We start from the raw sequence: 18,550 nt of genomic DNA on the forward strand, positions 1-18,550 counted from the left end.
CCAGGCTGAGAGTCCTCTTGAGGTTTCTCATTTGGAATTCCTCCTTACAATATTTGACCACGAAGAGGGAACATCCTCTCCATGAGTCTGGCATAATCATAATCCATCAAATTCGTCCCGTCAACACCTCCGGCGGTTTTGTAACACAAGCGTAATGTTCCGGCCAGGGTGTTCCGGCGGAGGAAATCCACGGCGAAAGGCGTCGGACGGGGGGTCATCCGGTCAGCAGATCGTACACCGCGCCCTGTACATAGTCGATCTCCTCAAAGGTGGTGAAAGGCCCCACGGAGAACCGGACGGCGCCTTGGGGAAAGGTGCCCAGGGTACGGTGGGCCACAGGGGCGCAGTGGAGTCCGCAGCGGGTCTGTACCCCGTATTCCTGTTCCAGCCGGAAGGCCATCTCGCCGTTGTCCGCCTGGAGAAAGTCAATGGACACCACTCCGGTACGCTGCCGCGGGTCTTTCGTACCCAGCACCCGGATGCCGTCCTCCTCCAGTTCCATCATACGGGCCCACAGATGCCCGGCCAGCTTATGCTCCCGGATGCGGAGGGCCGCCCCCTCCCGTTCCAGATAGTCCAGCGCGGCCCCCAGGCCGAAGATGCCGGGCAGGTTGAGGGTACCCGCCTCAAACCGGTCGGGCAGGAAGGGGGGCATGTCCAGGGATTCCGACGCGCTGCCGGTACCGCCGGAGAGCAGCGGGTCCAGTTCCCCCGCCAGGGCGTCGGTGACCACCACGCCCCCGATGCCCTGGGGGCCCAGCAGGCCCTTGTGGCCGGGAAAGGCCAGGCCGTCAATACACATTTCTCCCATATCCACCGGGACGGAACCCAGGGTCTGGGCGGCGTCCACCAGGAAGAAGATTCCCCGTTCCCGGCAGAGGGGGCCGATGGTCTCAATGGGAAAGAGGGTGCCGGAGACGTTGGAGCCGTGGCAGAGCATGACGGCCCGGACGTCAGGGGTCAGTCTGTCCGCCAGTCCCTCCAGCACCAGTTCCCCCCGGTCGGTGCAGGGCAGATACTCCACCGTCACCCCCCGGCTCTTGAGCTGCTCCAGGGGACGGAGGACGGCGTTGTGTTCCATGGGGGAGGTAAGCACCCTGTCCCCCGGGCGGAGCAGCCCTTTGAGCAGCAGATTGAGCCCGGCGGTGGCGCCGGAGGTGAAGATCACGTTCCGCGGCCCGGGGCCGTTTACCAGCTTGTTGAGCTTTTCCCGCACCTCCAGCACCCGGCCCGCGGCGTCGTAGGCCCGCTGATATCCGCCTCTGGCAATGTTGCAGCCGACCTTGGCAATAAAATCACACATGGCATCCCCCACGCCGGGGGCCTTGGGATAGGACGTGGCGCCGTTGTCCAGATAGACGCTGCGCATGGCAGGTGATTCTCCTCTCCACATTTATTATATAAGGTAGGGGCGGGCAATTGCCCGCCCCGTCTGTTTTATAACAAGGTCTCCAGCGGCAGACGAATCCGGTAATTCTCCCGCTCCATCCGGGGGAGAAGCCGCTCCAGCACGTCGGCCGTGGCGGCGCTGTCGTCCAGCATCACCCGGACGCTGCCGGTTCGATTGCCAAAGGTCGTCATAAGGGCACTGCTGCGGGTATACGCGGTGCGCGTGTCCCCCGTTTGATCCACCTGGGGTATCCAGCAGGCCCAGCCCGCCTCTTTCAGGGCGGCGGCCACATCCTGCCCGGCTTGTTCCAGATATACCGTGTGGGGCCTCAGCCGCACCAGCTGCTCCAGCTTTGCTGCGCCGGCGTCCAATTCTTCCTTTACCCGGGTCAGAGTGGTTCCCCCCACGCTCAGGCCTACGGCGTGGCCGGAACCCACAATGCGGCGCAGCGTCTCGCCACTGCCGTCCAGATCCTCGGGACGGAACAGGAACAGAGCCCGCACGCCTTCCCCCTCCAGCTGATCCAGGATGTCATCCACCCCACCGCCGCCTGCGCACTGGAAGGAGAGATAAACCGTCAACTCCGCCCGATTGTCTTCCCCGCCGGTAGGCGTGGGAGTCGGTTCCGGCGTGGGTTGTACAGACGGCTGAGGCGTGGAGGGGTAGAGCTGTTTCAAGTAGTCGTTGTACCGCTTACGCATGGAGTCCTGGGCATACTGGATAAACTCGCTGCCCAGCCGCTCCTGGCCGTTGGTAATGCGGATCAGCGTGCCGTAGCTGGTGGGGGTATAGCTGTAGCGCAGATCGAAATAGGAGCAGACCGGCGCCAGCGGCACAAAGACCCAACCGTTGCGGGATACCGCCCGGATATTCATCTGCTGGCCGGAACGATCCACGCAGGTGCCGGCGTTCAGGTCGAAGGTCAAGGTGCCGCTGAGGCTGTAAAGCATGAAGCTGTTTCCCCCGTCCCCCTGGATCTGTCCGTAGGATACGCCCAGGTTCACCCCGGTCACTGTCCAGTCAAAGGCGGTATAGGGGACGTACAGCGATCCGCCGATCCAGGTAGGCATGGCCTCCACCGGCAAGGTAAGCATCTGGTCGTTTTCCGCCATCAGATAGATCTCCACCGTATCCGCCCTGGCGGTACTGACCAATCCGGGTCCCAACACCAGCGCCGCCGCGCACAGCAGCGTCAGCAGACGCTTCTTCCAGCCCATGTACGTCCCTCCTTTCTGTGGGTTTCTGTTGGCATTATATCATGATTTCTTCACCCGGTAAAGCCGCCCCCGCTTATGTCCCACCCCAAATACAGGATTTTTATCAAAGAGTGGGAACTTTTTGACAGGCGCCGCCGTCCAATAGAGCGATCACAAAAAAGAAAAGGAGAATCCCTCTATGAATCATCGCTTTCTCGCCCTGGCTTTGGCCGGGACGCTGACCCTGGGTATGCTCACCGCCTGCGGCGGCGGCAACAGTGACGGCAATGCCGAAACCCCCAACACCGTTGCCACCCCTCCCGTGACCGAGAGCCTTACTCCCGCTCCCGAGGATTCCGCCCCCGTGACGGAGGAGAGCCCCGACGCCCTGCCTGAGAGTTCCGCTCCCGTGGAGGAGAGCGAGGCTCCCTCCAACGAGCCCTCCAACACTCCCGCCGCTAAGCCCACCTCCACACCCAAGCCCACCACTCCGGCTACACCCGCGCCCAGCACCAAGCCTACCCCCACGCCCACCCCCACGCCGGAGAGCAAGCCCCAGGTCAGCGCCGTCCAGTCCACCTGGAACGACATCTCCAAACTGTCCCTGCCCAACCTGACCGCCATGGACGACGCCACCCTCTCCGCCATGTACGGCATCAGTGCCTCTGATCTGAAGGAATATGTGTGCATGATGCCCCTGATGGGCGTCCACGCCACCGAGTTCTTCATCGCCGAGGTGAAGGATGGCAAGATGGACACCGTGAAAGCCGGCATTGCCAAGCGGCAGGCCGACCTGGACGCCCAGTGGGCCCAGTACCTGCCCGAGCAGTATGAGCTGGTGCAGAACTATAAGCTGGTCACCAACGGCAGCTATGTTCTCTTTGCCGTCAGTGAATATGCCGGTGATGCAGTTGATATCTTCAACAGTTATACAAAATAAGTATTTTGGGGTAGAATAGAAGTTGCACTCTGGTGCCGTACCCATTATAATCATTTCAGCGCCCGGCAGGGCAAGCCTGCCGGGCGTCTTTCCTGAAATCTATAAAGAGAAGGTGAGCAGTTGGTCTTTTCCAGTTTGTATTTTTTATTTCTATATCTACCCATTGTATTATTAGTCTATTACATTACCCCTCTGAAATGGCGCAACCTGTGGCTGCTGGTGGTCAATCTGATCTTTTACGGCTGGGGCGAACCCAAGTATATCCTGCTGATGATTTTCACCATCGTGCTGGACTACTTCTGCGGCCTGATCGTGGCCCGGCGAAAATTGCAAGGCGACGACAAGGGCGCCCGGACCGCTGTAGCGGTGGCGCTGGTCCTCAATCTGGCCATCCTGTTTTTCTTTAAATACTGGGATTTGGTGGCCACGACCTTCCAGCACTTCGGCGTTGGTATGCCGGTACTCAACCTGACGCTGCCCATCGGCATCTCCTTCTACACCTTCCAGACCATGACCTACCCGGTGGACATCTACCGTGGAGACGCGGAGGTGCAGAAAAGCATTGTCAGCTTCGGTACCTTCGTTACCCTCTTCCCCCAGCTCATTGCCGGTCCCATTATCAAGTACAAAGAGCTGGCTGACCAGATGACCTACCGCACCCACTCCCCGGAGCAGTTTGCCTCCGGCGTACAGGTGTTTGTGGTGGGTCTGGCCAAGAAGGTGCTGCTGGCCAACAACATCGGCAAGCTTTGGGATGTCTATCTGGCTCTACCCACCGACCAGCTCACCGTCTCCGGCGCCTGGCTGGGCGTGGTGGCCTTCTCCCTTCAGCTGTACTTTGACTTCTCCGGCTATTCCGACATGGCCGTGGGCCTGGGCCGGATGCTGGGCTTCGAGTTCCTGCGGAACTTCAATTACCCCTATATCTCCAAGTCGGTCACCGAGTTCTGGCGCCGGTGGCACATCTCCCTGGGCTCCTGGTTCCGGGAGTACCTGTATATCCCCCTGGGCGGCAACCGGGTGAAAAAGCCCCGGCTGTTTTTCAACCTGCTGGTCGTTTGGGCCGCCACCGGCATCTGGCACGGCGCCAGCTGGAATTTCCTGATCTGGGGCCTCTACTTTGCCGCCCTCATCATTCTGGAGAAGGCCTTCCTGGGCAAGCTGCTGGAGAAGTGTCCCGCTGTGGTACAGCACATTTACACTCTGTTCCTGGTGCTGGTCAGCTGGGCCATCTTTGCCGTGGAGGATTTCGGTCACATGGGCGTCTACCTGTCTGCCATGTTTGGCTTTGCTCCAGCCGGTCTGGCCTCCCCCAGCGTGGCGTACTACTTCACCTCTTTCCTGCCCATGCTGATCATCGGTGCCGTGGCCGCCACTCCGCTGGCTACCAAGCTGTGGAAAAAGCTGCCGGAGAAGCCCATGAAAGTGGTGCTGCCGGTGGTGTTGCTGGCCGGTCTGATTCTTTCCACCGCCTATCTGGTGGACGCCACCTACAATCCCTTCCTCTATTTCCGCTTCTGATTGGAGGTTCTGATTATGTCGAAAAAATACTGCATCTTCATCAGCGCTCTGTTCTGTGCCTTTATCGGGCTGTTCCTGGTGGCCAACGCCGCTACTCCTAGCCGGGAGTTCTCCGAAATGGAGAACCGCAATCTGGAACAGATGCCCAAGCTGTCTGTGGACAGCTTGTTGAGCGGTCAGTTTATGAAGGACTTTGAGACCTACACCACCGACCAGTTCGTGGGCCGGGACGGCTGGATCGCCCTCAAGTCCACCACGGAGCGGCTGCTGGGCAAGAAGGAAAACAACAACGTCTACTTCTGCGACCAGGACACCCTCATTACCCGGTTTGACCAGCCCGATGCCGCTAAGGTCACGGAAAATCTGAATTATGTGAGTACCTTTGCGGAAAATGCCGGTATTCCGGTAACCTTTTCTCTCATCCCTACCCAGGCCTGTATCTGGGCTGATCGTCTGCCCGACGGCGCTCCCAACGCCAGCCAGACCGGCCTGCTGGACCAGGCCAAGGCCGCCGTTCCCGGCGCTACCTGGGCGGATCTGTACAGCCCCCTGTGGGAGCACAAGGATGAGAGCATCTTTTACCGCACCGACCACCATTGGACCAGCCTGGGCGCCTATTACGGTTATACCGGCCTGGCCGATGCCCTGGGCTACACCCCGGTGCCTTTGGACGCCTACACCGAGACCGTCCGCTCCACTGAGTTCTACGGCACGGTGTTCTCCTCCTCCGGTGTCCGCTGGGTGAGTCCCGACACCATTACCACTTATGTACCCGATACCGGCATTACCGTCACCAGCTACACCTATGACAGCAATGGCAACCCGGTGGAGGTGCCCCGGGCCCTGTATGACGAATCCTACCTCTCCGTAAAGGACAAATATTCCATGTTCCTGGGCGGCAACCAGTCTCTTGGCGTGGTTAAGACTCCCAATACCGACAAGCCTAAGCTGCTCATCATCCGGGACTCCTACGCCGACTCTCTGGTGCCCTTCCTCACCCCCCACTTCTCCGAGATCCACCTGATCGACCTGCGGTACTACAAGCTGTCCATTGCCGACTACATCCAGCAAAACGGCATTGACCAGGCTCTGGTCCTCTACAGCATCCCCAATTTCTGTACCGATACCAACCTGTTCTGGCTGACCCGCTGAAATTACAAAAAGTCCGGCCCCTTTTGGGGGCCGGACTTTTTTATGCTTTCATCAGTCCCGCTGAGAGTGGATATTCATGGAGTGGTTGACCTTGCCGATGACAACCAGCACCACCACCATGGAGACCACAGCAATCAGCAGGTTCAGGATCATGTTCTGGACGAAAGCAGCCAGAATGTAGTTGACGAAGCAGACCGCCGCCACGGTGACCGCGTAGGGCAGCTGAGTGGCCACGTGATTCAGGTGGTAGCACTGAGCGCCGGAGGAGGCCATGATGGTGGTATCGGAGATGGGAGAGCAGTGGTCGCCCATAACCGCGCCGCCCAGAGTGGCAGCGATGGCGATCATCAGCATCTCGTTGCCGTTGATCAGATCGGCAGTCAGATCGGCAGCCGCCACGCCGCCGGAGAACACCGGGATGACGATGGGCAGCAGGATAGTGAAGGTACCCCAGGAGGTGCCGGTAGCGAAGCCCAGGAACGCGGCGATAATGAACACCACGGCGGGCAGGAAGTTGTGCAGGCTGTCGCCGAAGCCGGAGACGATGTCAGCCACAAACTGGGGGGCGCCCAGGGACTTGGTCACATCGCCGATGGTCCAGGCCAGGCAGAGGATCAGGATGGCGGGAACCATCTGCTTGAAGCCCTCAGGCAGGCAGTCCATCAGTTCGGTGAACTTCATGGAGCGGCGCACCATGAAGAAAATCATGCTAAGAATCAGGGCAATCAGAGAGCCCAGAGGCAGGGCGGAGAAGGCATCAGTGTTGGCAAAGGCGGAGATGAGATCGGTACCGCCACCCTGATAGCCCACATAGATCATGGCGCCCACGCAGCAGGCCACCAGCATGATAACAGGAATGACCAGGTCAATTACCTTGCCGTTGGGATTGAATTTCATCTCCTCAGCGCCGGCAAAGGGCCGCTCGGGGGTGGTGTAGATGTCACCCTTGGCGGCGTTGTCCTCATGCTTCTTCATGGGACCGTAGTCGATGTTCAGGCTGGTCATGACCATGATAAACACCAGGGTCAGAATGGCGTAGTAGTTGTAGGGAATGGCCTTCAGGAAGATCTGGAAGCCCAGCTCGTCGTTGCCGATAATACCGGTGACGGCCGCGGCCCAGGAAGACACGGGCATCATGATACAAACGGGAGCGGCGGTAGCGTCGCACATATAGGACAGCTTGGCCCGGGAGATGTGGTGGCCGTCGGCCACGGGACGCATCACGTTACCGGTGGTCAGGTTGTTGAAGTAGTCGTCCACGCCCAGCACGATGGCCAGGATGAAGGTGGACCACAGAGCGCCCGACTTGGTCTTGATGTGCTTGACGGCCCAGTCGCCGTAGGCCTTGGAGCCGCCGGCCCGGATCATCAGGGCCACCATGGTACCCAGAATGACCAGGAACATCAGGATACCCATGTTGCCGCCGGCGTTGCTGCACAGGCGGGCCACGAAGTCCTGCAGAGCGTCAATGGGATTGCCGTTGGTGAACAGCAGGCAGCCCACGATGATGCCCAGGAACAGAGAAGAATACACTTCCTTGGTGATCAGTGCCAGAATAATGGCTACCACAGGGGGCAGCAGGGACGCGATGGTACCCCAGGCAGCAATGTCGGCGGTGGCGGCGTCACCCTCTGCAAAGGCTACCGTAACCAGAAGACAAGCCAGGGTAAACAAGGTCAGCAGGATTTTGCCAGATCGTTTGATACGCGGTGAATTCATATCAGCCCTCCTAATAAGATCGGTGAATCCTATAAGCTCCCCAACCCAAGGACTCGAAAGGTATCATAACAAAATTGTTATTAAATTGACAATGTTTTTTTGATATTTTGCATATTTTTGTAGAGGCTCACAGAAAGATGTATGTATTTTTGGGCATATAATCTATATACTTTTCTTTTTTATTCCATTTTATCCCTATAAAATCCTTTTCTGAAGGGCAGAAACATCCTTTCCTCTTGGGTGTTTGATCGGAACCGCGCATCAGTTTGCACTTTTAAAACTATTTGGTTTGTTTTTCTGGTCTTTTGCAGCAAAAAATCACCCCCGCCGTACAAACGGTGGGGGTGATTTTTACCGTATGGAACTGCCGGCGTTACGCTCAATCCCGCTGAGAGTGGCGGCTCATGGAGTGGTTGAGCTTGCCTACCACCAGCATAAAGCCCACAGTGGAGGCCACGGCAATGAGCAGGCAGACGACCTGAGGCACATAATCGATAATCAGGCCGGTGATAATGTAGTTGACGAAGCCGATGGCAGCCACGGTAACCGCGTAAGGCATCTGGGTAGCCACATGGTTGAGGTGGTAGCACTGCGCACCGGTGGATGCCATAATGGTGGTGTCGGAGATGGGAGAGCAGTGGTCGCCCATAACCGCGCCGCCCAGAGTGGCGCCGATGCCCACCATCAGGATGGGCACTTCGTTCAGGGTTTCGGCGGTCAGGTTGGCGAAGCCGCCGGGGGTGAAGATCTCCAGCACGATGGGCAGCAGAATGCCGAAGGTACCCCAGGAGGTGCCGGTGGCGAAGCCCAGGAAGCAGGCAATGATGAAGACCACGGCAGGCAGGAAGTTATGCAGGCCGGGGCCGAGCTGCTCCACAAACGCGGCCACGAACTGGGGCGCGCCCAGGCCATCCCGGGTGACGCCGCTGATGGTCCAGGCCATGCAGAGGATCAGGATGGCAGGCACCATCTGCTTGAAACCTTCAGGCAGGCAGTCCATCAACTCGGTAAACTTCATGGAGCGGCGGACAGCAAAGTAGATCATATTGATGACCAGAGCGATGGTGGCGCCGAAGGGCAGGCCGAAGAAGGCATCGGTGTTGGCGAACATATCCAAGATACCCTCGCCGCCGCCCAGCCAGCCGGCATAAAGCAAGCCGCCCACGCAGCAGACGATGAGGATGACCACGGGGATCACCAGGTCGATGACCTTTCCGTTGGGATTGAACTTCATTTCGGCGGCATCGGCATAGGGCCGCTCGGGGGTGGTATACAGGTCGCCCTTGGCGGCGTTGTCCTCATGCTTCTTCATGGGACCGTAGTCGATATTCAGAGCGGTCATCATGATGATAAACACCATGGTAAGGACGGCATAGTAGTTGTAGGGGATGGCCCGCAGGAAGATCTGGAAGCCCAGCTCCTCGTTGTTGATAACGCCGGTGACAGCCGCGGCCCAGGAGGAGACGGGCATCATGATACACACGGGAGCGGCGGTGGCGTCGCACATATAGGACAGCTTGGCCCGGGAGATGTGGTGGCCATCGGCGACGGGACGCATCACGTTACCGGTGGTCAGGTTGTTGAAGTAGTCGTCCACGCCCAGCACGATGGCCAGGATGAAGGTGGACCACAGAGCGCCGGACTTGGTCTTGATGTGAGCCACAGCCCAGTCGCCGTAGGCCTTGGAGCCGCCGGCCCGGATCATCAGGGCCACCATGGTGCCCAGAATGACCAGGAAGATGAGGATACCTGCGTTACCGCCGATGTTGCCCATAAATCCGTTGACCAGATGGTCAATGGTAAGCACCACATCGAAGTTGGCCTGCAGCAGGAAACCTACCACGATACCGATGAACAGGGACGAGTAGACTTCCTTCGTGATCAGTGCCAGAACAATTGCGACAACAGGCGGCAACAGGGACCAGGCGGTACCGAAGAATTTGCTCTGGACCTCTTCGCCTTCTGCGCAGGCGACCGTCATCAGGACACAGGCTAAGGCAAAGACGACCAGCAGAATTCTTCCGAAGCGTTGCATTCGTGGTGAGTTCATAATAACCCTCCCTTATAATTTCGAATCCTAAAAGCCTCCCCAACCCAAGGATTCGTACCCTATGATACACCATCATTCACAATTTGGCAATACTTTTTCGGCAAATTTAACATGACTTTCGACTCATATATATTTCCAATTTACATATCCAGCAAAAAGCCCGCCTTTTTTAGAGTTTTTTGTATTCTTTGGAACGTTTTATCATCTTTACATCGGATTGTATGCAAATGGATACCGCCGGTCAGGTCGGACAAAGGCCTTGCATCGTCTGCCCTCACCCGTTGGAGGAACTCCTGTACATCATATCGGGATCTTACCCCTAATATGCCTGTCAGCTGTCCATAAACCGGATGTTCCACAATGACGTCGGCCACTTCGCCTCCGGCGTCCACAATGGCGTTGAGTTCATCCTCCATCTCCTCCGGGGCGTGGATACAGGCCACCGTCCGTTCCACTCCGGCAGGCCGGCGGCCCAGTACATAGCCCCGGGGGGTGGCCACGATATCCGCGCCGGCCGCCCGCAGCAGGGCGATGTCCCCCACAATAATCTGCCGGCTCACGGAAAACTGTTTGGCCAGCGCGGCGGCGCTTACCGGGCCTCCCGCCTGCTCCAGCGCCTGTTCCACTGCCGCCCGGCGGGCCTGCCCACCAGATCGCTCCATGCGCCCCACCTCCTTACTGTGTTTTTATTCAGTATAGCAGGTCTGGCTCTCCCTGTAAATCATCCCGGCGACAGCGGCAGCTTGCCTTTCCCCAGGGGATGTGCTAAAATGTGACCGACTGGTTTCCACACCCGGTCCAAGCGCGGCGCTGCCGCGTTCGTTCGGCGGGACTCACCGCCGTTCTCTAAATACGAAAATGGAGGTTCCAACTTAGTATGCGCAAATCTACCACCCGTGATCTTACCCTGGCCGCTATGGTGGCCGCCGTCTATTTCGTCCTGTGCTATTTCGGCAACATTTTTCAGCTCACCTTCGGACCTGTCCAGGTCCGTCTGGGAGAGGCCCTCACCGTGCTGCCCTTCCTCTTCCCCGCCACCGCGCCGGGACTGGTTCTGGGCTGCCTGCTGACCAACATTCTCTCCCCTTACGGCCCCATCGACATGGTGGTGGGCACCCTGGCCACCGCCATCGCCGCTTTCCTCAGCGCCAAGATGCCCCGCTGGTATCTGGCCGCCCTGCCCCCCATCCTTATGAACGCCCTGCTGCTGCCTCCCATGTGGGCCTGGGCCCAGGCGGGGGCTGTCAACAGCACGTTCTGGGCGGCTTACGGTCTCAATCTGTGGACCTTTGTGGTGGGCGAGGCCCTGGCCTGCTATGTGCTGGGCTCCGTGCTGCTGCTGGCCCTGCCCAAGATCCGCTATTTCCGCGCCATGATTCCGGAGCGCCGCCTGGCTGTCCGCTGAGGCGACGTCCCTCAGTTTAATCACAGACAAGGAGGATTCCCTCATGAAAGTCCGCAAGGCTGTCATCCCCGCCGCTGGTCTGGGGACAAGGATGCTCCCCGCCACCAAGACCGTACCCAAAGAGATGCTTCCAATGGTGGACAAGCCGGTGATCCAGTATATCATCGAAGAGGCGGTTGCCGCCGGCATTGAGGATATCCTCATCGTCACCAACCGGGCCAAGTCCGCTATGGACGACTACTTTGATTATTACCCCGAGTTGGAGACCCGCCTGCTCCAGGCCGGGAAGGAACAGGAGCTGGTGGAGGTCCGCCGGGCCGCCGATCTGGCCAACATCTTCTACGTCCGCCAGAAGGAGACCAAGGGTCTGGGCCACGCCATTTACCGGGCCAAGCGTTTTGTGGGGGACGAGCCCTTCGCCGTGCTGCTGGGGGACGACATCATGCGGGCTGAGAAGCCTGTGACCCTCCAGCTGGTGGAGGGGGCGGAGAAGTACGGTGCTTCCGCCGTGGGCGTGCAGAAGGTATCCACCGACGCCATTTCCCGCTATTCCTCGGTCAAGATCTCCCCTCTGGAAGAGCGGATCTTCGACGTGTCCGACATGAATGAAAAGCCCACCCCCCAAGAGATGTTCTCCAACTACGCCATCCTGGGCCGGTATGTGCTGACCCCTCAGATCTTCGATATCCTGGAAAATCTGAAGCCGGGCTACGGCGGGGAGATCCAGCTCACCGACGGTCTGCGGGAACTGTGCCGCAAGAGCCGGATGATCGCGGTGGACTTTGAGGGCCGCCGGTACGATACCGGCAACCTGTGCGGTTTCCTGGAGGCTACCATCGACTTTGCCCTGGAAAACAAGGCTACAGCCTCCTGGCTGCGGCACTTTATTAAGGAAAAGGCAGAAAACCTGCGGTAAGGTGTGGATATACCGCAGGCATCGTTCTGGATAAAAAAGAAGCGCCGCAGTTGCGGCGCTTCTTTTTATTCTGCCAGCAGATCCCGCTGATCCGGGTGGCTTTCAAACCATTTCACGGCGTAGGAACAGGTAGCCACCGCCTTCATGCCCCGGCCACGGAGCTGATCCACCGCCCCCTGCACCAGCTGGCCCGCCACCCCCTGGCCCCGCAGGGAGCCATCCACAAAGGTGTGGTTGATATTGGCCACACCGGGCCGCTCCTCCGGGAAGGTAATCTCGGCAATCAGCTTGCCCTCCTCATTCTCGGCCCACAGCCGGCCGGGCTTGCTCTGAAATTCCATAGAGTTTCCTCCTTTGTTGTAAAAATGGCGAGGGCGGGTGCGAATCGAACACACCAGGACGGGAACGCCGTCCCCAACGGTTTTGAAGACCGCGGGGCTCACCAGATACCCTTCCGCCCCCATATGGCGGGGCGTTACAGAAACCTCCGCCCCTCCCCGATTTTTTGGGTGACTCTCACCCGGTCCCAGTATTCCAGCAGCAGCAGAGCATACTTGCGGGAGATCCCCAGCTGGTCCCTGGCCTGGGCCAGGGTGAACATTCCTGTGCCGAACCGGGCCTTCATCCTGTTTTGCGCCTCCAGGCAGCTCTCCCCCCAGGCCCGCACCTTGGGGGACAGCGGGGTGATCACACCCCGGTCGGCCAGGGCCCGACCCGCCCGGCGGCAGGCCGCCTCCTGTCCGGGGAAGGCCCGCTCCACCTCCTCATTGGTGGGGGGTTCCAGTCCAGCCGCCCGGTAAATCTGGCATAATTTCATCTCCATCGCCGGGTCGGTTTCCGGCGTCTGGGGCGGCGGCGCTTCTCTGGCCGGCTGGGCCGGGCGGGGCAATTCCTCCCCCGCCGCCAGGGCGGCCAACCGGGTCAGCCGGGCCGGGTCCATCCGCCCCTTGGCGGGGGGCTCCAGATCCAGAACCACCCCGCCCCCCACGGTGACCACCGGGGAGAAGAAGCGCACCACGAACCGATCCCCCCGCAGGGCCGCCAGAGGCTGGTCCAGACGCAGCTGGGCAAAGCCCGCCTCCCCCGGCTCCAGTTTGTCCCGGCCCATCAGGATGCACCGGCACATCAGCGCCCGCCCGCCGTGGTGAAGGTGGAGGGTGGAATTGTTTTTGACGGCATAGGGGGCCTGAGGCAGCACCTTCAGGGCCACATCCAGCCGCTGGGTGAGGATCAGGCTGTCCGCCGGGGCCAGGGTATCCCCACGGGACACCTCCCCCCGGTCCACCCCCGCCAGATTCACCGCCGCCCGGCTGCCGGGGGCCAGTTCCTCCACGTCAACGCCGTGGCTCTGGAGGCCCCGCACCCGGGCCATCCTGTCCCCCGGCCACAGGCGCACCCTGTCCCCCCGGCGGAGGGGGCCGCCGGTGAGGGTGCCGGTGACTACCGTGCCGCTGCCCGCCACCGAAAAGGCCCGGTCCACATGGAGGCGATAGTCTCCTCCGCGCTCCGGAGGGGGCGTCTCTTCCACCAACTTTGCCAAAGCCCTCTTCAATTTCTCCAGTCCTGCCCCTGTCACCGCCGAGGTGGGGATGATGGGTGCGCCCTCCAGAAAGGTGCCCTTCACCAGGGCGCGCACCTGTTCCTCCACCCCCGGTTTGATATCCAGATCGGCCCGGGTGAGGGCGATGACGCCCCCTTTCAGGTCCAGCAGGGACAGGATGGCCAGATGCTCCCGTGTCTGGGGCATAGGCCCCTGGTCGGCAGCTACAGCCAGCACCACCAGATCCATACCGGCACAGCCGGAGAGCATGGTGGGCACAAATTTCTCATGGCCGGGCACGTCCACGATGCTCACCATCTGTCCCCCCGGCAGGGTCAGGGGCGCAAAGCCCAGCTCGATGGTGAGACCCCGGCGTCGCTCTTCTGCCAACCGGTCGGTGTCCACTCCGGTGAGGGCCTTCACCAGAGCGGTCTTGCCGTGATCCACATGGCCCGCGGTACCCAGGATCATGGCCGTTCTCCTTTCCACGCCGCCAGGGCAGAGCGGATGATATCCTCCTCCCCCGGCAGCAGGGTACGCACGTCCAGCAGCAGTTTCCCTCTATGGATCCGCCCCAGAATGGGGGTGGGCCGCCCCCGGAGGAAGGCCTCCAGCTCCTCCGCCGGGTCCAGGGCCACCGCCCAGGAGGGCAGCTCCTCCCCGGGCAGGGTGCCGCCTCCCGCCTCACCGGCGGTCATAACCGCCTCACAGGGGCAGAAGGGCGTAAGCAGAGCGGCCAATCTCTCAGCCTTTTGCCGCAAGTCCCGGGGCCGGGTCTCCAGCATGGCCCGGGTGGGAACGGCCACCCCGTCCCGCCAGTCCAGCAGGGTGGCCTCCAGGGCGGCCAGGGACAGCTTGTCCAGCCGCAGGGCCCGGGCCAGGGGGTCGGCTTTCAGCCGCCGGATGGCCTCCCCCCTGCCCACCAGGATGCCGGCCTGGGGGCCCCCCAGCAGCTTGTCCCCGGAGAAGCACACCACGTCGGCATACGCCGCCCACTGCTCCACAGTGGGGTAGTCCTGAGGCCAGGGGCCGGGTCCCAGCGCGCCGCTGCCCAGGTCGCACAGCAGGGGAACCTGATAGCGCTCCGCCAGGGCGGCCAGCTCCTCCACCGCCACGCTCTGGGTGAAGCCCACCACCTTGAAGTTGCTGGGGTGTACCTTCAGCAGGGCCTGGGCCTCCCCGCTCTTTAAAACAGCCTCATAGTCGGACAGCCGGGTCTTGTTGGTAGCCCCCACCTCCACCAGCCGGGCGCCGCTGCGGGCCATCACATCGGGCACCCGGAAGGAGCCGCCGATTTCCACCAGTTCCCCCCTGGAGATGGCCACCCCCATGCCGGGGGTGAGGGCAGACAGCATGAGCAGCACCGCCGCGGCGTTGTTGTTCACCGCGAAGGCGCCCTCCGCCCCGGTGAGTTCCTGTAACAGTTCCTCCACCCGGCCGGTGCGGCTGCCACGCTTGCCCGCGGCCAGGTCGTACTCCAGGTTGGAGTAGCCCTCCGCCGCCTGGGCCACCGCCTCCGCCGCCCTTCGGCTGAGCGGGGCCCGGCCCAGATTGGTGTGGAGGGCAACGCCGGTGGCGTTGACCACCCGGCGCAGGCCGGGCCGGGCCAGTTCCTCCGCCGCCTGCCGGGCCTGCTGCGCCAGGACGTGCAGCTGGGGCAGCTGAGTCTCCCCCGCCCGAATGGCACGGCGCAGCCTCTCCAGCACCCGGTTGGCCCCCGCCTTCTGGGCGGAGCGGGGCAGGCCGCTGTCCGCCAGGGCCGGACTGGCCAGCAGCGCGTCCATCCGGGGCAGCCCGGCCAGTGGATTCTCCGCCATAACGACGCCTCCCTCTTTACCAAGTTGTCAGCAGTATACCACAGTTTTCCCTGTTCAGGCATATAAACTTCCGGGTTTTCAGAAAAAGAGGCGAAAAAACGCACAAGACAAGGGAACATTCTAATTGACAGGCAGCTTACCCTGCGGTTATCATGCTGTTATAAGGTTGAAGAGAGAATTATGGATCGGAAGGAGTGTTATCCATGCGCGTATTTGAAACCAGCGTACAGGAACTCAAGCACGAGGTGCTGCGTTCGGTGGCCCGACTGGCCTGGAACGATGATCTCCAGACCGGTATTCTGGATATTCCGGAGGCGATCATCCCCGGTCCCGAGGCCAAGATGCGCTGTTGTATTTATAAGGAGCGGGCCATCATCTCCCAGCGGGTGAAGGTGGCTATGGGCGGCGACAAGACCAACCCCAACCTGGTGGAGGTGCTGGACATCGCCTGCGACGAGTGCCCCGTCACCGAGATCACCGTAGGCCCCTCCTGCCGGGGCTGTATTGCCACCCGCTGTATCCACACCTGCCCCAAGGACGCCATCACCATTGTGGACCACAAGGCCCAGATCGACCACAAGAAGTGCATCACCTGCGGCAAGTGTATCAACGCCTGCCCCTACGGCGCCATTGAAAAGAAAACCCGCCCCTGTGAGCGGGGCTGCAAGGCGGGCGCCATCTCCATGGGCGAGGACAAGAAGGCCTTTATCGATCCCGCCAAGTGCACCTCCTGCGGCGCCTGTATCTATCAGTGCCCCTTCGGCGCCATTATGGACAAGTCCTTTATCGTGGACGCCATCCAGATGCTCCAGGGCGCGGAGAAGTGGGGCTTCCATGTCTATGCCGCCGTGGCCCCCTCCATCGCCGGCCAGTTCGCCCCCGCCGACCTGGGACAGGTGGTCACCGGCCTGAAGATGCTGGGCTTCCACGACGTGGTGGAGGTGGCCCTGGGCGCCGACATGACCGCCAAGACCGAGGCCGGTGAGCTGGAGGAGAAGGGAATGCTGGCCTCCTCCTGCTGCCCCGCCTTTGTGGACTATGTGGAAAAGAACTTCCCTGACCAGGCCCACCTGATCTCCGAGACCCCCTCCCCCATGATCATGGCCGGCCGGTATATCAAGCGGAAGGACCCCTCCGCCAAGGTCATCTTCATCGGCCCCTGCGTGGCCAAGAAGATGGAGGTCAAGCTGGGCAAGACCATGCGTGCTGTGGACAGCGCCCTCACCTTTGAGGAACTGTACGCCATGTTCGAGTCCCGGGACATCGACGTATCCAAGCTGGAGTACACTGAACTGGATCAGGCCAGCGGCTTCGGCCGCTCCTTCGCCCACAGCGGCGGCGTGGCCGCCGCCGTGACCCAGGCTTTGAAGGAGCGGGGCAGCTCCTTCCAGGCCAAGCCCCTGCCCTGCAGCGGGTTTGAGGCCTGCAAGCTGGCCTTCCTGAAGGCGGCCAAGGGCATTGGCGACTTCAACTTCATTGAGGGCATGGCCTGCGAGGGCGGCTGCGTCCAGGGCCCCGCCCAGCTCATCCGCTCCCCCAAGAACCAGGGCGACGTGGATCGCCACGCCAAGCAGGCCGAGGGCCGCACCATCGAGGGCGCCGTCTCCGACGCGGAGAAGGCCCCCGTATCCGAAAGCTGAATGTGTTTTGAACAATTCGCCCCCGGCAGACGATCCGTCTGCCGGGGGCTTTTTCTGCTCATATTATCTCGCCGACCCACTCCGGGAATGGCTCCAGGGTCCTGGGCAGGATACCGTTGAGGGCAGCAATCAGAATGCCGTAGTTGGTGATGGGGATGCCCTGGTCGGCGGCGGTACGCTGGCGGTACTTCATCTCCCGCTCCCCCAAAGTACAGCCCCCGCAGTGGATCACCAGCTTGTAGGGGGTCAAGTCCTCCGGGTACTCCCGGCCGGAGCAGAAGGTGTAATCCGGCTCCGCCCCGGTGGCCTCATGAATCCAGCGGGGCAGCTTTACCGTGCCGATGTCCTCGCACTGGCGGTGGTGGGTGCAGCCCTCGGCGATCAGCACCTTGTCCCCGGTTTTCAGCTCCTTTGCCGCTCTGGCTCCCTCCACGGTGAGGGCCAGATCGCCTTTGTACCGGGCCATGAGGATGGAGAAGGAGGTGAGGGGTACCTCACGGGGCACCATTTTGGCCACCTTGCCGAACACCTGGCTGTCGGTGACCACCAGCCGGGGCGGCTTGGGCAGCCCCGCCAGGGTGAGGGCCAGTTCGGTGTCCCGGCACACCAGGGCGGCGGCTCCCGCCTCCAGCACGTCCCGGATGGTCTGCTGCTGGGGCAGGATGAGCCGGCCCTTGGGGGCCGCCTTGTCGATGGGCACCACCAGCACCACCGTGTCGCCGGGCTGCAAGAGATCGGCAATCAGGGGCCGCTTGGGGCCCTCCTGCCCCGCCAGCCGGGCGGCCTTCTCCTTCAGCTCATGGATGTGCAAGCCGGTGAGGGCGCTCACCCACAGGGTGTTCTCCCCCGCCTCCGGCACGGATTCCAACAGGTCGGCCTTGTTCCAGGCCAGCAGATAGGGGATGCCCTTGTCTTTGATGAGGGCAAGCAGTCCCGCCTCCGCCTTGCCAAGAGGCTGGGTGGAGTCGGCCACCAAAATAGCAAGGTCGGTCTTGTTGAGAACCTGCCGGGTCTTTTTCACCCTTAACTCCCCCAGTTCGCCCTCGTCGTCGATGCCGGGGGTGTCGATGATCTGCACCGGGCCCAGGGGCAGCAGCTCCATGGCCTTGTACACCGGGTCGGTGGTGGTGCCCTTCACGTCGGACACGATGGCCAGATCCTGGCCGGTGAAGGCGTTGACCAGGCTGGACTTGCCGGCGTTGCGCCGGCCGAAAAAGGCGATATGGACCCGCTCGCCGGCGGGGGTGGCGTTGAGGCTCATGGG

Annotated in this window: 15 protein-coding genes and 1 tRNA gene; 6 read left to right on the forward strand and 10 right to left on the reverse strand. The window is 61.3% G+C overall.

The window, feature by feature from the left end:
- Positions 1-214: 214 nt before the first annotated feature.
- Both Q0K43_RS02675 and Q0K43_RS02680 read right to left on the reverse strand, forming a co-directional pair.
- The gene (locus Q0K43_RS02675) at positions 215-1,369 is read right to left on the reverse strand and encodes an aminotransferase class V-fold PLP-dependent enzyme (protein WP_297289026.1); all 1,155 of its coding nucleotides are present in this window, start codon (positions 1,367-1,369) and stop codon (positions 215-217) included.
- 68 nt (positions 1,370-1,437) lie between these two features.
- A complete protein-coding gene (locus Q0K43_RS02680) occupies positions 1,438-2,607 on the reverse strand; it encodes a hypothetical protein (protein ID WP_297289027.1) in 1,170 nt (389 codons plus the stop codon).
- A gap of 178 nt (positions 2,608-2,785) precedes the next feature.
- On the opposite strand from Q0K43_RS02680, the gene Q0K43_RS02685 reads away from it, so the two are divergent.
- From Q0K43_RS02685 to Q0K43_RS02695, 3 genes are all read left to right on the forward strand, one after another.
- Positions 2,786-3,526, forward strand: a complete 741-nt coding sequence (locus Q0K43_RS02685; protein WP_297289028.1) for a DUF4358 domain-containing protein — start codon at positions 2,786-2,788, stop codon at positions 3,524-3,526.
- 120 nt (positions 3,527-3,646) lie between these two features.
- Entirely contained in the window at positions 3,647-5,047 is a 1,401-nt protein-coding gene (locus tag Q0K43_RS02690) for an MBOAT family O-acyltransferase (protein ID WP_297289029.1), read from the forward strand.
- A 15-nt stretch (positions 5,048-5,062) separates the two neighbouring features.
- On the forward strand, positions 5,063-6,199 hold the full coding sequence (locus Q0K43_RS02695) for a DHHW family protein (protein WP_297289030.1): 1,137 nt from the start codon (positions 5,063-5,065) through the stop codon (positions 6,197-6,199).
- Between the two features lie 51 nt (positions 6,200-6,250).
- Here the strand turns inward: Q0K43_RS02695 and Q0K43_RS02700 are convergent, their stop codons facing one another.
- The 3 genes from Q0K43_RS02700 to Q0K43_RS02710 form a co-directional block, all read right to left on the reverse strand.
- Positions 6,251-7,918, reverse strand: a complete 1,668-nt coding sequence (locus Q0K43_RS02700) for a Na+/H+ antiporter NhaC family protein (protein ID WP_297289031.1) — start codon at positions 7,916-7,918, stop codon at positions 6,251-6,253.
- A gap of 379 nt (positions 7,919-8,297) precedes the next feature.
- A complete protein-coding gene (locus Q0K43_RS02705; protein WP_297289032.1) occupies positions 8,298-9,968 on the reverse strand; it encodes a Na+/H+ antiporter NhaC family protein in 1,671 nt (556 codons plus the stop codon).
- A gap of 140 nt (positions 9,969-10,108) precedes the next feature.
- Positions 10,109-10,630 (reverse strand): transcription repressor NadR, encoded by a 522-nt coding sequence (locus tag Q0K43_RS02710; protein WP_297289033.1) that lies wholly within the window; start codon positions 10,628-10,630, stop codon positions 10,109-10,111.
- 215 nt (positions 10,631-10,845) lie between these two features.
- On the opposite strand from Q0K43_RS02710, the gene Q0K43_RS02715 reads away from it, so the two are divergent.
- The gene (locus tag Q0K43_RS02715; RefSeq protein ID WP_297289034.1) at positions 10,846-11,373 is read left to right on the forward strand and encodes a QueT transporter family protein; all 528 of its coding nucleotides are present in this window, start codon (positions 10,846-10,848) and stop codon (positions 11,371-11,373) included.
- A gap of 43 nt (positions 11,374-11,416) precedes the next feature.
- Positions 11,417-12,289 carry a UTP--glucose-1-phosphate uridylyltransferase GalU gene (gene galU / locus Q0K43_RS02720; protein WP_297289035.1) on the forward strand — a complete coding sequence of 291 codons (873 nt, stop codon included), beginning with the start codon at positions 11,417-11,419 and terminating at the stop codon, positions 12,287-12,289.
- Positions 12,290-12,354: 65 nt separating this feature from the next.
- On the opposite strand, the gene Q0K43_RS02725 is transcribed toward galU, so the two are convergent.
- The 4 genes from Q0K43_RS02725 to selA form a co-directional block, all read right to left on the reverse strand.
- Positions 12,355-12,630: a GNAT family N-acetyltransferase gene (locus tag Q0K43_RS02725; RefSeq protein ID WP_297289036.1), complete on the reverse strand. Its 276-nt coding sequence runs from the start codon at positions 12,628-12,630 to the stop codon at positions 12,355-12,357.
- Positions 12,631-12,655: 25 nt separating this feature from the next.
- A tRNA-Sec gene (locus Q0K43_RS02730) sits at positions 12,656-12,751 on the reverse strand.
- A gap of 13 nt (positions 12,752-12,764) precedes the next feature.
- The gene (gene selB / locus Q0K43_RS02735) at positions 12,765-14,300 is read right to left on the reverse strand and encodes a selenocysteine-specific translation elongation factor (RefSeq protein WP_297289037.1); all 1,536 of its coding nucleotides are present in this window, start codon (positions 14,298-14,300) and stop codon (positions 12,765-12,767) included.
- Positions 14,297-15,646 carry an L-seryl-tRNA(Sec) selenium transferase gene (gene selA, locus Q0K43_RS02740; RefSeq protein ID WP_297289038.1) on the reverse strand — a complete coding sequence of 450 codons (1,350 nt, stop codon included), beginning with the start codon at positions 15,644-15,646 and terminating at the stop codon, positions 14,297-14,299. Before selA ends, selB begins: the two co-directional genes overlap by 4 nt.
- A gap of 203 nt (positions 15,647-15,849) precedes the next feature.
- On the opposite strand from selA, the gene Q0K43_RS02745 reads away from it, so the two are divergent.
- Positions 15,850-17,286 (forward strand): 4Fe-4S dicluster domain-containing protein, encoded by a 1,437-nt coding sequence (locus tag Q0K43_RS02745; protein ID WP_297289039.1) that lies wholly within the window; start codon positions 15,850-15,852, stop codon positions 17,284-17,286.
- Between the two features lie 58 nt (positions 17,287-17,344).
- On the opposite strand, the gene hydF is transcribed toward Q0K43_RS02745, so the two are convergent.
- On the reverse strand, positions 17,345-18,547 hold the full coding sequence (gene hydF / locus Q0K43_RS02750; RefSeq protein ID WP_297289040.1) for a [FeFe] hydrogenase H-cluster maturation GTPase HydF: 1,203 nt from the start codon (positions 18,545-18,547) through the stop codon (positions 17,345-17,347).
- Positions 18,548-18,550 lie beyond the last annotated feature (3 nt).

The organism is uncultured Flavonifractor sp. (assembly GCF_944383115.1).
GTDB lineage: Bacteria > Bacillota > Clostridia > Oscillospirales > Oscillospiraceae > Flavonifractor.

Bases quoted from the DNA above. Each gene is read 5' to 3' on its own strand.
- Q0K43_RS02745 (WP_297289039.1), top strand. From the start codon at position 15,850: ATGCGCGTATTTGAAACCAGCGTACAGGAACTCAAGCACGAGGTGCTG.
- Q0K43_RS02710 (WP_297289033.1), bottom strand. From the start codon at position 10,630: ATGGAGCGATCTGGTGGGCAGGCCCGCCGGGCGGCAGTGGAACAGGCG.
- Q0K43_RS02700 (WP_297289031.1), bottom strand. From the start codon at position 7,918: ATGAATTCACCGCGTATCAAACGATCTGGCAAAATCCTGCTGACCTTG.
- selB (WP_297289037.1), bottom strand. From the start codon at position 14,300: ATGATCCTGGGTACCGCGGGCCATGTGGATCACGGCAAGACCGCTCTG.
- Q0K43_RS02685 (WP_297289028.1), top strand. From the start codon at position 2,786: ATGAATCATCGCTTTCTCGCCCTGGCTTTGGCCGGGACGCTGACCCTG.
- hydF (WP_297289040.1), bottom strand. From the start codon at position 18,547: ATGAGCCTCAACGCCACCCCCGCCGGCGAGCGGGTCCATATCGCCTTT.
- Q0K43_RS02725 (WP_297289036.1), bottom strand. From the start codon at position 12,630: ATGGAATTTCAGAGCAAGCCCGGCCGGCTGTGGGCCGAGAATGAGGAG.
- galU (WP_297289035.1), top strand. From the start codon at position 11,417: ATGAAAGTCCGCAAGGCTGTCATCCCCGCCGCTGGTCTGGGGACAAGG.
- Q0K43_RS02705 (WP_297289032.1), bottom strand. From the start codon at position 9,968: ATGAACTCACCACGAATGCAACGCTTCGGAAGAATTCTGCTGGTCGTC.
- Q0K43_RS02675 (WP_297289026.1), bottom strand. From the start codon at position 1,369: ATGCGCAGCGTCTATCTGGACAACGGCGCCACGTCCTATCCCAAGGCC.
- Q0K43_RS02715 (WP_297289034.1), top strand. From the start codon at position 10,846: ATGCGCAAATCTACCACCCGTGATCTTACCCTGGCCGCTATGGTGGCC.
- Q0K43_RS02695 (WP_297289030.1), top strand. From the start codon at position 5,063: ATGTCGAAAAAATACTGCATCTTCATCAGCGCTCTGTTCTGTGCCTTT.
- Q0K43_RS02680 (WP_297289027.1), bottom strand. From the start codon at position 2,607: ATGGGCTGGAAGAAGCGTCTGCTGACGCTGCTGTGCGCGGCGGCGCTG.
- selA (WP_297289038.1), bottom strand. From the start codon at position 15,646: ATGGCGGAGAATCCACTGGCCGGGCTGCCCCGGATGGACGCGCTGCTG.